The organism is Leptospira alstonii serovar Sichuan str. 79601, assembly GCF_000347175.1.
In the GTDB taxonomy this organism is placed as follows: domain Bacteria; phylum Spirochaetota; class Leptospiria; order Leptospirales; family Leptospiraceae; genus Leptospira; species Leptospira alstonii.
Genome location: NZ_ANIK01000054.1, coordinates 1 through 13,748 on the forward strand (window position 1 = coordinate 1; position 13,748 = coordinate 13,748).

The 13,748-nt window shown below is 35.9% G+C and carries 12 protein-coding genes and 2 pseudogenes; 8 read left to right on the forward strand and 6 right to left on the reverse strand.

Annotated elements, in window-relative coordinates; all coding sequences use genetic code 11:
* Window positions 1–628, forward strand: a 628-nt coding sequence (locus tag LEP1GSC194_RS11735; protein WP_020773792.1) for an IS4 family transposase, incomplete at its 5' end; no start/stop codon positions are given.
* Between the two features lie 44 nt (window positions 629–672).
* On the opposite strand, the pseudogene LEP1GSC194_RS21415 reads toward LEP1GSC194_RS11735, so the two are convergent.
* Window positions 673–918: pseudogene (locus tag LEP1GSC194_RS21415) on the reverse strand (IS66 family transposase); the annotation flags it as partial.
* A 217-nt stretch (window positions 919–1,135) separates the two neighbouring features.
* Window positions 1,136–1,255 (reverse strand): annotated as a pseudogene (locus LEP1GSC194_RS23080) (IS481 family transposase); the annotation flags it as partial.
* Between the two features lie 560 nt (window positions 1,256–1,815).
* On the opposite strand from LEP1GSC194_RS23080, the gene LEP1GSC194_RS11745 reads away from it, so the two are divergent.
* The 6 genes from LEP1GSC194_RS11745 to LEP1GSC194_RS11765 all read left to right on the forward strand — a co-directional run bounded on the left by LEP1GSC194_RS11745 (window position 1,816) and on the right by LEP1GSC194_RS11765 (window position 5,665).
* Window positions 1,816–2,232: a hypothetical protein gene (locus tag LEP1GSC194_RS11745; protein ID WP_231384453.1), complete on the forward strand. Its 417-nt coding sequence runs from the start codon at window positions 1,816–1,818 to the stop codon at window positions 2,230–2,232.
* 35 nt (window positions 2,233–2,267) lie between these two features.
* A complete protein-coding gene (locus LEP1GSC194_RS23085; RefSeq protein ID WP_232424463.1) occupies window positions 2,268–2,447 on the forward strand; it encodes a hypothetical protein in 180 nt (59 codons plus the stop codon).
* Window positions 2,440–3,609, forward strand: a complete 1,170-nt coding sequence (locus LEP1GSC194_RS11750) for a helix-turn-helix domain-containing protein (protein WP_020773790.1) — start codon at window positions 2,440–2,442, stop codon at window positions 3,607–3,609. Before LEP1GSC194_RS23085 ends, LEP1GSC194_RS11750 begins: the two co-directional genes overlap by 8 nt.
* A gap of 25 nt (window positions 3,610–3,634) precedes the next feature.
* A complete protein-coding gene (locus tag LEP1GSC194_RS22670) occupies window positions 3,635–3,811 on the forward strand; it encodes a hypothetical protein (protein WP_164481574.1) in 177 nt (58 codons plus the stop codon).
* 522 nt (window positions 3,812–4,333) lie between these two features.
* Window positions 4,334–4,990, forward strand: a complete 657-nt coding sequence (locus LEP1GSC194_RS11760) for a tyrosine-type recombinase/integrase (protein ID WP_017810142.1) — start codon at window positions 4,334–4,336, stop codon at window positions 4,988–4,990.
* A 294-nt stretch (window positions 4,991–5,284) separates the two neighbouring features.
* Window positions 5,285–5,665 (forward strand): LIC_13246 family protein, encoded by a 381-nt coding sequence (locus LEP1GSC194_RS11765; protein ID WP_017810141.1) that lies wholly within the window; start codon window positions 5,285–5,287, stop codon window positions 5,663–5,665.
* Window positions 5,666–5,940: 275 nt separating this feature from the next.
* On the opposite strand, the gene LEP1GSC194_RS11770 is transcribed toward LEP1GSC194_RS11765, so the two are convergent.
* The 3 genes from LEP1GSC194_RS11770 to LEP1GSC194_RS23095 all read right to left on the reverse strand — a co-directional run bounded on the left by LEP1GSC194_RS11770 (window position 5,941) and on the right by LEP1GSC194_RS23095 (window position 10,547).
* Complete coding sequence (locus LEP1GSC194_RS11770) at window positions 5,941–8,307, reverse strand: plasmid replication protein, CyRepA1 family (RefSeq protein WP_020773796.1); 2,367 nt, start codon at window positions 8,305–8,307, stop codon at window positions 5,941–5,943.
* 123 nt (window positions 8,308–8,430) lie between these two features.
* Window positions 8,431–9,657 carry a hypothetical protein gene (locus LEP1GSC194_RS23090; protein WP_231384452.1) on the reverse strand — a complete coding sequence of 409 codons (1,227 nt, stop codon included), beginning with the start codon at window positions 9,655–9,657 and terminating at the stop codon, window positions 8,431–8,433.
* Between the two features lie 308 nt (window positions 9,658–9,965).
* Window positions 9,966–10,547, reverse strand: coding sequence for a DEAD/DEAH box helicase family protein (locus tag LEP1GSC194_RS23095; protein ID WP_231384451.1), 582 nt, complete (start codon window positions 10,545–10,547; stop codon window positions 9,966–9,968).
* Window positions 10,548–11,335: 788 nt separating this feature from the next.
* On the opposite strand from LEP1GSC194_RS23095, the gene LEP1GSC194_RS11785 reads away from it, so the two are divergent.
* Window positions 11,336–12,940, forward strand: a complete 1,605-nt coding sequence (locus LEP1GSC194_RS11785; RefSeq protein ID WP_020773793.1) for a hypothetical protein — start codon at window positions 11,336–11,338, stop codon at window positions 12,938–12,940.
* A 3-nt stretch (window positions 12,941–12,943) separates the two neighbouring features.
* On the opposite strand, the gene LEP1GSC194_RS11790 is transcribed toward LEP1GSC194_RS11785, so the two are convergent.
* Window positions 12,944–13,723, reverse strand: coding sequence for a DUF932 domain-containing protein (locus LEP1GSC194_RS11790; protein ID WP_017808580.1), 780 nt, complete (start codon window positions 13,721–13,723; stop codon window positions 12,944–12,946).
* Window positions 13,724–13,748: the final 25 nt, after the last annotated feature.

The window sequence follows — 13,748 nt, forward strand, 5'->3', positions numbered from 1 at the left end:
TAGGAAAAAAGGAAAGGAGGCGAGGGAAGCAACAATCGAACTTCGATTTGAAAAGCTAACGATAAAACCTCCTCAATACAAGAAATTAGAAAATATTGATATGTATGCGTTAACCGCAACCGAGGTAGGCGGACCTCCGGAAGAATCTATCGATTGGAAATTTCTAACCACAATTCCTATTCACAATTCGGACGATGCAAAAAGTATGATCGCCTATTACAAAAGCCGCTGGGGTATTGAAGTTTTCTTCAAGGTTTTAAAGTCTGGATGTAATATTGAATCTACTCAATTTAAATTTGGGAATCGATTCAAAGCTTGTATTGCTGTCTGCGCTATTGTTGCTTGGAGAGTTATGATGTTAACATTCTTAGGTAGAAATATTCCAGGTTTAAAAGCATCCATCCTATTCGAGTCTTTTGAATGGAAAGGCATTTATTGTCGACTTTTTGAAACTCCGAAACCTCCTAAGGAAGAACCCGAGTTAGGAACCGTCTTACTGTGGATTGCTAAATTAGGCGGGCACTTGGCTCGCAATTCCGATGCTCCTCCGGGCCCCCTTATCATTTTTAAAGGTTTTATCAGAGCTATGGAAATCGCGTTTATGTTCAAATTACTCACGAAACAGTGACTTGTGGGTAACGTTATGGTAGAGAGCGTTATGCTGAGTTTCCCGAAATCACCAATCCATTCCCCTAAGAACTTGGCGCTTCGACTCGGCTCGTAGTGATAGAGAACAACGGGCTTTTCTCGAATCAGACCTCGAATCACCCACATATACGATTTGGACGTATTCGACTTTCCTTCTTCGTTTAACACTTGTAGAACCGTCTCATCAATCTGCAAATACTTCGATCTGAAAAGTTCTCTTCTCACATCCTCGATCATCGGGGAAAGTTTTTCAAAAACTTGAATCGCCGTAAAGAATGGAAAAGCCATAGAAAACCCGGTGAAAATGAAACCAGAATCAAAGTGAACTTTTTAGAAAATAGATTAGACCAGATCCTCAATCATAGACATCTGTTGTATCAAATATCGAAGAAGATAGACTGGGAAAAATTTGAGAAGTTTCGTGCAGTTGAAAAATAAGTTTCAAATGTAATAGCCAATATAAGATTTTACACTCATTGAAAGTTTGTTATGAAAACTGTAAGTTGTCGAGATACTTTTTCTTAGCTAAATCTTTTGTGTCAAGGAATGTGTGTATCGGAGTTTTACCAAAACAATACTTTCCTTGATGAGTTCGTTCGTTGTTATGTGATCCGATACACAGGCCGTTAGTCGATCGACTTATGTACGTTATGCCTTTCGTTTCAAATGGGAGAAGCAAAGAGACATTCAAATTACAAAAGATTCATTTAACTATGAAAAAAATGAGGCTTATTGTGGCGATATTAAATCCGAAAAAAAGTGATTTTGTGATAATATTTTGATTTGTACATCAAGTTAGCCATTAGGGAACCCACAAAGTTAATATTTTGCGAGTAGTTTAAACGCAAATTCGGACTTTTTATCCTCTGATGGACTCACAGTGTATGAATTCTGGGAATTTTTTCTAAAAATGAGGGAGTTCTCACAATGTTGGAAAGCCATTTCTTAGCGTATTTGTAGTAAAGGTTAAGAGAGTGGATAGGTCAGGGATCTCATCACCTCCTACGATCATCCCTACATTTCATTCTTTGGAATCATCAAAAGGCGTATTTGAGGTTTATAATCCCCGATTTCAAGAATTCGCAATTTCTATAAAGTTTACAAAAAACACCTAAAATATGAAAAATGTTCATTGACATTCCCGGTAAATTATGTCTTATTTGATCTATGTTTACTGAAGGACTGACTTTAGAAGAAATCCATGAATACTCACAAAAGGAATTTCCTATGGAGTTTTTGCATAGCTTACCATCTAAAATCCAGTTATTAACTGTTCAATATCGTGATCAAATGGCTAAAAGAAATAAATCAAAATTAATAAATAACGCAATTCCTATGAAATACCATAGCAAAATTCAGAATTTATTTCTTAAGCAAGCTCAGAAATTTGATCTCAAAGCCGACCGGAATACGCAATGGGGTATTTACCATTATGGAGTGGCAGAAACTCGTAATTGTAGGATAATTATTCGAAATTTGAAATCAGACTTTGATACAGAACTTGTGAGTAGGTTTAGTATTAAAAGCGACGCTGTGTATTATTTAATGATAAATACTTCTTTAAAGGAAAAATCCCACTTATAATTTCATTTAATGGAGAATCGAAAGGGAATGTCACTATGGGACTATATTTAAGAGATAGCGTAACTAGCGATATGATTGCTGTAAGTCCGCTATTGAAGAAAGCTAAAGAAAGTCCAAACAAAATGCTTCCTCCTGAAAAAGCACCAATAGCTCCTTTCGAGCGTCAGCCAATCCCTAAGGTAAAGTTAAGGAACGGAATGGATAGAAATGGATGAGATATTCCAAGGGAAAAGAATAACGACTATTAGAGAAGCTCGCGGCATTACTATGCGGCAACTTGCTCGTCAAATGAATGTTACTGTTACTGCTGTTCAAGCTTGGGAAACTGGAAAGTCTCAACCGATAAAGGAACACTTATTTAATCTAACTACAAACTTAAACGTTCCTCGAAGCTATTTTTATAAACCTCTAAAGCAAGATGGGTATGTTGCATCGAATTTCTTTTTTAGAAGTCGTGCAAATACACGTATAGTACAAAAGAAAATGGCTACTCGGCGAGTAGAATGGCTATTTGAGCTATTAGATATATTAGGGGAATACATTGTATTGCCGAATGTGCAAATATTCGGCATTTGTAAAGGGGACAGATATGATTATTCACAGCCTGAAATAGAGCAGATTGCTTTGGACGCGAGAAAAGCAATGGGACTTTCTGGAAATAATCCTATAGAAAATATTACAAGTCTTTGCGAGAGTTCCGGCATTGTTGTCTCACAATTTATGATATCAAATTCCTTGGATGCTTTTTCCTTAATTGCGAATGTATCTGGTGAAAACAGACCATTGATATTAGTTGATACTATTAAGGATTCTCCGGGGCGTCTTAGATTTAGTATTGCTCATGAATTAGGCCATTTATTTTTACATAGAAATTTGTCGAATAATATTGTTCTAAGTGATTTACATAAAGAAATCGAAAGACAAGCGGATCAGTTTGCCGCGGCGTTTCTTCTTCCAAAGGAATTATTCACCGAGCGAGTGCATTTTCATGGTACTGCTTTAGAAGATCTTATTCAGTTAAAAAGAGAATGGCGTGTATCAATAATGGCTATTATCCATAGAATGACTGATCTTAATATAATAAAAACAGATTATGCAAGAAGGCTATACCAAAGATTATCGTATCAAGGTTATAGGAAAAAAGAACCAGGCGATGATTTTATTCCATTTGAAGAGCCTTCATTGTTTAATTTGGCTTTTTCTACGATGGAAGAAGGTGGAATTGATCCGGTAAAACTAATTCGAGAGCGTATGACAATTCCTGGAACGGATATTGATGATCTTATTGGAAAGAAAATTTTCGCTGAGTCTAACTTCGCGACTTCACAAGGGAAAGTTGTGTCGATTAATTTTTTAAAAGAAGCCAAAGAGGAATAATCTATTTTATTTGAGGAGAGTGAATATGGCAACGAATCCACCTAAAGGCGATGGTCATCGAAATGGACCTGTAAAAGGCAGGACGCAAGTAATTAATCCGAAAACAGGTCTTTATGTTAAAAGAGATTCTTCAACCGGTCAGTTTATTGATGTCAAAACATCAAATCCAACACCATTTAAAGGAGTAACGAAAGAGAAGTAGCATCTACTTGATCCGGTTCATACTTCGGGGTCTTGAAGAGTTTATTTGCCCGCTTATCTACGAGCGCATTCAATTTTTCCTTGTTCGCTTTGATTACACTTAGATGGAGGGCATTTGTTTGTTATTATCTCAATTTACAAAGAGAATCTTATTTCGATTCGAAAATGTAAAAGATAAGGAAGATCTATCAAAGAGAATTTAAAAAATGATTTAAAAACTGTATTCTACCCATTCAACTTCCGTTTTCAGGAAGTTTTCAGAAATGGGAAAACCTATTGAAGTTTGGAAACAATAATTTCAAGTTGAACTACAATCTCGGAAAGTAGATATTTTCTTAGTTTAGGTTGCTCAAGATCAATTTCAATTTTTAGAAAATTATATAGACACTCAAAGGTTTCTATCTCGGCGATGTGCAATCCTTTAATTTCTTGATATTGAATATTAGAACAAAAACAAAATTCACTTTCCCTTTTCAGAATATTCTTATATTTTCAATCTTATACTACTTGATTGGATACAATTTTGAATTCAGCTCCCAAAATAATAGACTTTGTTACGTATAAAAATAATAGAAATCGGACACTGGTAGATACAAGTAATGAATATTCAATGTTTGGAAAAGGACTCACTGATGAGACCATGAGCTATCTAACTCGAAAGTTTTCAAACCCAATCTCGGAACGGGATTATAGAAATCTTGCAATTTTTTTGATATTAAGCCAGACGGCCTTGAGGGCGAAGGAAGCGGTGAATTTAAGATTCTCAGATTTGCTAAAAGCACCAACTAACGAGACTCTTGCTCGATATGTAAAAAAGGGAGGGAGAATTGCTTATTCAGTTATTTCAGAAAATTGCCTTAAAGCAGTTCAAGAATACCATTCAAAATTTGACTTGAAATCTGATTATTTCTTTTTATCTCTTCCCCTAAGAAATCAGAATTGGAGATCTAATCTTTCCACTCGTGGACTTCAGCTGATTGTGAATTCTTGGAATGTGAACACTTGTTCAGGAAAACGTGTGCACCCGCATAGTCTGCGTCATACGGCCGGTACCAAGTTATTAGAGACATCAGGCTCCATGGCTGCACAGCTCACGTTAGGGCATTCAAGTCCTATTACAACATCAAGATATTATACTAAACGATTTTATAATGCTTCAACGCACCTTACCTGGGAATAGAAAGTAAAGCTGCCTTACCTCGATACTATTTGGATCCAGGGCTGACTCAGTCTATACATCAATCAAAGCCAATCAATTCTTTTTAAAATTTTTTCTCAAAAAATTCAAACTTTTTCCCAAGTTGATTTTGAGGAATCAGGTAGGTAAAAATTTACGGTTATTTTTGACCTTTATTTTCAGTATTCACAAATCATTGAAGAACCCTTTACTGTCCTATTCTCGATTCAATCATAGCTCACGTCACTCAAGTTTTTTCTCGTAAACTTTCCCAATAGCAGAAATTAAAGATTCTTAATGAGTAGAAAGGACAAAAAAGAAGGCTGGAAAGAGTTAAGCAAAGAAGGCGTAACGCAGTTTAAGACTATTTTAAGCGCCATAGAAAAGTTCCAGAGCTTCGCCTTACGATCTGAGACTACTAAAGGTTCTCCTTGGGATTTCAAGCTAGATCTATTGAAAGCTAAGGAATGTAGAGTTTACGTTAAGGCTACTGAGGATAATCATGTTTTCCTGATCTATGCAGAAATTATTGAAAATGAAAAAGTTCGTCGGAATGAATTTATTTTTATAGATGGTATTCAAGAGGCTCGGGATGTTTTTGAAAGGGAAGGGGACTTGACTCATCCAGTATTTAAGATCAATTGTTTGAATGATATTTTTCGAGATTATACAATGTAAAAAGGGATTCTCATTTCAAAAAAGACGATATTATCCCTCTATAATGGGTGGAGCAGACGATTCCTTAAATATTAAGACAAATTTACAAAAGATCTACTCCACCTATACTTTCCTTTTCCTTACAAATAAACGATCTTCACACTTGCTCCAATTGGGAGTAATACTTCATTTTGTTAGGGGGAGTAGACAATTCGTAAAATTCTATAATTATGTAAAAAAATAAGAATCGTCTCCTCCCCCTCTTCTGATTTGAAAGATCAATTACAGAATTTTGATTAACTTTGGCTCTCCTTGCCGTATAGATCAAAGGGTTCAAAGTTTTCTTCTAATATTCCGAACTTAAGGATGTTCATCCTCTGGAATCTTTTCCTTACAAACTCATATCTTTCTTTATCAATCTTATACACCGAAATCTTCTTCTTTGAAACCTGTTTCTTTTCAGTCTTCAAATCGAAGAGAGTCAGAAAGGAAGAAACAAATCTCATTGGTTCTTTCAGGTGGGAAGCCGTAACCTCAAATAGATTATTCGAAATTAAGGATCGATTCTTTTTCACAAAGTTCATCAATTCGTTTAGTGATGCGCCTGAAATCCAGGTATCCTTAGGAATTAGAGAAAAGATTTGTAAGAAAAGCAAATGTTTGATCTCGTTATATTCGTAATCCTGTATCATGTTCTTTTCTAAAATCTGATTGTCTTTGATTCGGGCAAAATTCTTACCATAATACAAAAGACTGAAATTTTTCATGCGCTTTCTTAGCAGTTCGATCGATATTCCTGATTTTACAGTAGATTCAAAATCAAGTTCACTATCTTGGTCTTCATCAATGAACCCTATGATACTCTTGATTTCGAATCTATTTCTCGAATATATTTGATCTTTGCATTTTAACCCTTGTGAAAGGATCGATAAGTATTCACTTTTAGAAATATCTGGAGCCAAAAGAATTGTTTCGAATTCCTCTTCTTTTACTACATCCCCCTTCGTTTTATCAATAGTTTTTGATGTCTCCTGGCCTTTTGTACCATCAACATCGTAAAACTGGATTTTATATCCGCGAGAAATAAAACCGTTGATCAGATTTGGAAAGAGGTTCAAGAGTAATGTAAATTTATAACGCCTCATTGTGAAAGCATTGATTGTAAATGGTCCGCAATCTCTTTTGACTCGCTTCGGAATTTCAAAATTCATCTCTCTGAGCTTACGCGTAACGTCATAATTCTTACTAAATTTTCGAAATTCACCTAAAACGCTTTTTTCTCGAATTCTACCCGGAAGTTGAATGTTATTCGCTGAATCTATTTCTGAATTTGAGACAGAAAATACGTGCAGTTCATCAAAGTTGCGAAATCTGTTTACCATCTGAATACCTTCAAAATGATTTAAGGTAAATCCTGCGTTCGCCATCAAGTAGTTATATTTTGAAAACGGATAGTTAAAGTCCACTCCAGTCGAAATTACAGGTGAGAATATGATAACATCATACTGAGACACTAAACTCTTATCAGAGAGCAAGGCTCTTTGTTCATCGAAGTTTTTTGTATCTTGGACTATGCAGAGAATTCTCTTTTTAGAACCTCCAAATTCTTCCTCGAATCGTTTCTCGTAAATTTGAGCCTTTCTTTTAGAAAAACTTGCAATGGAAACTTTATGGCTTTCTTTAAGTCGATCGAATGCGTGTTGTAAAACAGATTCCTCACTCCAATGAAGAAAAAGCGTTCGATTTGGATTTGGAATACATTGGTTGAAAATGTAAGCGACATCCTTCTGAGAAATTACTTTAGAAATAAAATCCAAAGTCACTTTTGGGAAATCAGCGGAGAGGAAGTAATTCCTGTCAGAGTTTTGCGCGATTTCTTTGAGACTTAAGTAAATTGCGATGCGGTTTTCTTTACAGGTACTACCGTGCAGATGAGAAACAAATTGGTCGAATTCATCAATGATAAGGATATGATCTTTATAATTCTCAGGATTTAGTTTCCAAAGAGAGTCGATGCAGATTACTATACTACTGGATATTAACCGATATCCGTTAATATCTAAATCTTTATAAAACACATTCGGAATTCCTGCGTTTGTAGCGCGAATTGAAAAGTCTCTTGCGAATTCCTCTCTGTGCGTAACATATAGAAAAGTTTTGTTTCTAAGTTCGTTCAAGACCCATTCTGTTTTTCCAGTTCCGTGACTCGAATGAATGATTTGTGTTTTTGAGTCTATTTTTTCCCAATCCTGATACTCATTTAGAAATCGATTATCCAGAACGACTGTTTCTCCACCTGGTGGCGTTAGCTTAGGTAAAAGTTCGGGAGCTTCATTTCTAAATTTAAAATAGGATTCCAGCGACCAACCGTAGATTTTAGCTATTTTAAAAAAGGATAACAAGCTCCCTTCTTTCGTTTTAAAATTATCTGAATGAATTTCCGATGGAATTTCCCTATTTAAAATTTGTATTAACTCTGAACGTACAAGTTCTGGATCAAAGATCGAACTAAGGGATTCGAGTATTATCTCTAATTCTTGGTCATTAATCTTAAAATTAGATATGTAGGAAAGAGCATGTGAAACTCGATCCAAAACTTCTCTTGCATATTCTATCTTTTCAGTTTTAAAGATATTATTACGACTTATTCCCGATATCTTCATATATTCCTTTTGTTAACGTCTTTTGCATCCAACAAAGGTTTAGCAATAGACTAAAACTTAGATTCATTCTGCGTTCCTAAAAGAAGGCTGAAGGAAATGGATATCCTTCAGCCTCATAGAAGTTTAACTCAGGAACATATGCTTTTTAAGGAAGAAATCCTTTTGGGAAGTCCACCATCTGCGATAGGCTCTTATCAAGTGACTAATATCTCTTGGATTAATCCTTTTATACTCGAAGCCATCAATGAACTTCACAGTAAGCCCAATTCCAAAACGACGCAATACTTGACCAAGCGTTTCGAGAGGATCATACATGTTTCCATCATCGACTCGAACTGATAAGTATTGATCAATATCCGCACGCTGCTTATGCAGATACAAAGCAACTAAGCCAATGTCGCTTGCCTTGAAGTATTTTTTCAGTAGATGCTTAGGAAATTTGTCAAAGATCTCCTTATAGATTTTACCTCTCATTTGAATTGTATCCTTTGTAGCTTGCGAACCGGATATGCTAATTGCACTTTCAAGCATCTCCAGATCATAAGAATCCAAAGCGTAAATGAAATACTCTTTTAGTTGAGAATATTTTAGAATCAAAGATCCCGTCTTTCTTGCGAATTTCTTTAGGTCTTTTACGCTACCTGGTTCTCCTGGACGATATGAAATGATTTTCTGCAATCGGAAGCGTTCCAACACCATTCGCTTTTCCAAATCTCCACTGCTGCTGTTCTTAATTTCAATGGCTTCAGAAATCGAAATATCTCGTGCCGACAATATACCGTCCGCCGATAGCTCATTCTGTAAAACACTCTGACGATTTCTTGGCTGAGGTTTCGCCACATCGAATTCCAAAGGTTTAGCAGTAAAAAACTGAAATTTTCTTTCTAAGCAATGCTGAATAAAATGTTCACGCAATCCATTTCTTGAGGCTTCATTTTCTGAGTGAACCATCATTGAGTGAATTTCAAGTGGCGGGAAATTTATGTTTTCGAATCTCTTTCCGTCTCCTCCAAAATGCGAATTGGTTTCTGTGTCCGCCATCTTCCTTCGGTAATCGGCAAAAATTAACTCCTTGTCCCGATACAACTCCGTATTGCGGCCTTTTTGCGGAAACAGTCCAAAGAAATGCAACTCTTTGAAATGTCTCAGACGATTGATCATCTGGAACGCTTGGAAGTGATTGAGTGTTTTGTCAGTATCAGCCATCAAGAAGACTTGTTCCGCGAATTTTATACTGATATCAATCCCGGACGCGATGACGGGAGTAAAAATAAAAACGTCCTGGTGTTGAATAAGGTTCGGGTCGCTTAGAATTTTTTTCTGCTCTGTGTCATACTTGTTCTCTTCCATAAGAAGGAGAATTTTTTTCTCAGGATACTTTTGTCTTAGATCTTCTTCGAGACTTATCAGAGTGTTCTTTGTCAGACCTGCAACACAGACTTTCCCATTCGAGATAGCGTTTTCGATATTCCCGATTAATGTGTTTTTGTCCGAGTAACTGATTAAGGAGCGTCCAACAAAGGGATTAAATTCGTTGAAGAAGTGGTAATACTCTTTATATCCCAAATAGTCTGTTATGAAGTGGAGCAGACTTGCAGGGATATCCGCAGACGAAAAAATGGATAGTCGACTATTTCGAACTAAAGACTGAAAGGTCGTTAGCACGGAAGATCGCTGATTTCGCTCTGGAGCTGGTTTGAAATTTGATCTGCTTCGTCGAAAATCACAATGGCATCCTTGTAATTGTAGGGATCCAATTTGTGAAGGGAGTTTATGCAGATAGCGATATTCCCTTTATAGTTGGATAAATCCCCTTTATTGAATACCTCGTAACTTTTGATTTCTATTCCGGCTCTTTGATGTCTCTCGCAGGCTTGCCGAACTAATTCCTTTAGAGGGCAGCAATAAACGATTCTTTCTTGCTTAAACAGCTTTAGGAATAGCTCCGTTTTTCCAGTGCCTTGGGGAGATTGAATCACGTTTATTTTGCTTAGTTGCCCGAAGGTCGAAATTGGGTCTGAAAGATAACGCTGATTGAATTTAACCAAAACTCCGTTCGCTTTTTCGATATGCGGAGGGACACTTAGCTCACTTTGCTCAGACGCATTTTGAGAAAGTTGAGCCGAGTTCCAGCCGTGATTGGTCGCAAAGCTGAAAAGTGTCGAAAGATCACCATGCGTTCTTTTTTCTAGGGTAAAAGTGATGTAATTTTTGTCTCTGTCCGTGATTCTCGAACCCAAAAGGTTCAAAATTTCGGCATGAGAGAATTTACTCCCTAAAGAACAAACGATTACGAAAAGTTTACTCTTTAGAATATCATCTGGAATCGCTTTTAAAGCACTCTGTGCTTTCTTAAACAACTCTACGGTTTCGGGGGCTTGATTGATTGAAGAGGTTTCTTCAAAAGAACTATTGTCAACTGTAGACATAGGTCGGTCCTTAAAATATGGCTACGTTTTAAAATTAATTGGATTCAACCGCTACCCCGGATAATAATCCAATAACGTAACCCGTTTTTTAAGGACCCACACAGCGCACATTGGCAATCTGGAGGTCAAGTCGGGTAAGAGCATTGCTGAAACTAACGTTTAAGCATATGGTAAAGAAATTTTCTTAACCAAACCACGTGGGGATGCTTTTTCTAATGTCTTTAAATAATAAAAAATGTCAAGGCAGGATTTGGAATTCTATCAAAAATATTTTGTAACTTTTTTTTATGAAACGTCGTTTTTTTTCGAACTTAGCTCAAAAATTCGAAATATTTGTTTTCCGCGCTCGCGTAAATCACAACCAATATTCCGGATTTACTGTCTTAAATTGAATCATACGCTATTTATAATTTACTTTCAGGACTGATATATTATAGTTTTTTAATAAGTATTCTTACTTCCTACTACCATTCAGTATTCATTTTGTTTTCTCATTTTTATATTTAATTATAAGGGATATTATACTTCATTTCAAAGTATCTTCATTTCTATTTTCTCCCATTTCTAAGTAAGTTTTTACGTTCTCTCACTAATTATTCATGAGTGAGATCAGAACTGATAATATTGTTAAGTATTCTAAAAAGTATATATCTGATAATTTTTCATTTTTCGTCGAATTGCTTTATAAGTTAGGCTTTGATATACGCAGAGAATTTGAAGAATCAGAAAAGAAAAGGATTACTTATTATTCAGAAGAAAGCTACAAAACCTTTTTCTTGAGCAATCGAAGAAGTCAGATTTTTGGGTTTATCAGTAACCATTTTCTTTCCAGGGTTAAAGTAAATGAAGGATGGAACGGGAAAGGAGTTACTAGGGATTGGCTTGTCTGGTTTAGAAAGCTAAAGAATCTCGCCTTATCTGAACATCCAAATTCTGACATTCTCTACATTGATCTAGATACTCACAATCCTACATTTTCTACTCTTCAATTTACTTCTTACGTTAAATTCATTCAAAGACTTCTCGAAGAAGTAGAATTAAATCTAGGTTGTGTTCCAGTATTTTGTGAGATCTCAAGAGTTAATCGCGGTGCCCATATCTATTTCAGAGTACAAGACACTTGGGATAAGGATAAGATCTTCATCTTAATCGAACGAGTTATGAAAGCCGCTGATTCTCGAATCAAATTGGAATTAAGGAAAGAACAAGGGAAAGGGTACCGGCTTCCGTTTGCTTGGGACTATTTGCCTTACTCATTTGAAAGAAAAGTGGTTCTACGCAATATCCCCTATGCTTTGAAGGAAACTTTAAGGATACTTGATTCGAAACTATATATGATTAATTACGATACAGCTTCCGGTGTGCTGTATCAAAATAATTCTGAACTTTTATCGGAGACCTTCATTTCTAAAATTGAAGGCAGTGTTTCATTTTGGAAGAAACAAAGAATAAGTAAGGATGGAAAATCTAATTCCTTTCAAATTACGGAGGGAAACCGAGTTGGTGGAGAGAAAACAATCTTTAAAGTTCTAAACTACTGCTTATCGAAAGGAATGGATTACGAGCAAACAAAGGATTTTTGTCTTACTTGTAATGCTGGGAGCAAGGATCTAACAGCGATCGTAAACAATCCAAATGGAAAAGAGGAGAAAGAATTAAAAACTCTTTACGAGTATTGCAAAATCAATTTCAAAAGTGAGTATGCTCCTACAGGCTTAAGTGAGAATGAGAGTAAGAGCTTTCATTCAAATTTACAATATCTAACTCCGATAGATCTTCAATGGATTGATGCCCAGGATTATTATAATACCTTTGATTATATAAGGAGTAAGACATGCGATACTTTTAAGCTTGTTATGAAAGAAGTTGTCGGGAAGCACAATTACGATGTCTACGTGAACAAAAGGAAAATTTCTGATTCGGTCAGGCTAAAAAAGGAAGTAAAAGAAAGACTCTGTGAAGGAGCGCAGTTCCCTGATGAATTCTTTCATCGATTGAAAGCCCATTACAAGATAAAGTTCAGTGTAAAGGAATTTAAAAATAAAATTCTAAATCAAACTCGGATATTTGCTCCGATAGATAACGGCATCAAAGGTGGTTTTCTTAATCTACCTCAAATTCATTCCTGCAAACAATATACGCTTACGTATGACAACTTGTGGATAGAATATTTCGGAGACCAATTCGAGAATAAGATTTCGTAGGTTCTAAATCTCTTTTGCTAATTGCCAAAGATCGTCATTCAATGAAATCAAACGATCCAATCCTTGTATAGGTCTACACTTTATATATCGCATATATTTGTTTTTGTCGGGGTAAAGAGCCAGTCCTTTGGTAATGGTTTCTTGAACCCGATTCAAAACTTTCCAAGCTGTATTTCCGTCATCTTCATTTCTGCGAACTCGTAAAATACTCTCTACCAAATATCTTCTATATTCCTGTAAATCGGATTGAAACCTGTAATCTAAGGCAGTATTTGCAAATTCTTTGACCTGACTTGGATTCAAAACTTTTGCTTTTAAGAATCGAATATCATCAGCTAAATCGTTAAATCCAAAAAGAATTTCTACAACCCAATCTTTGATAATATCCAGATTTGCTTTGTGGTGATGAAAAGATTTCTGATTCCCGTTTCCTAAATTTCGAATGAGTAATTGATTCGAGCAGGCAAAACGTAGAAAGCCATAGAAGATTTCTAAAGAATTGGACCGGTTGTGTGGATTGTAGATTACAACATTCAACTTTCCTTCGTCTTGAAAGATCATCGTAGGATGTTCAAGAATTAGCATATGTTTCTGAAATCCTTTACATTCCTTGTTTCGGACATTGATTTCAGTTGCAGTCTGAACCTCCCACCCAAGATCCAAAAAGAGTGAGAGAACATCAGAGGTCTTTATGTGTAAGTATCTTTCGTTGACTTGCCCAAAAGAGGCATCCGAATAAACAGAAGGAATTCTTCTTTTTAATTCCTCTTCACTGATTCCCATTTGAACTCCTACTAACGAGGAAGTT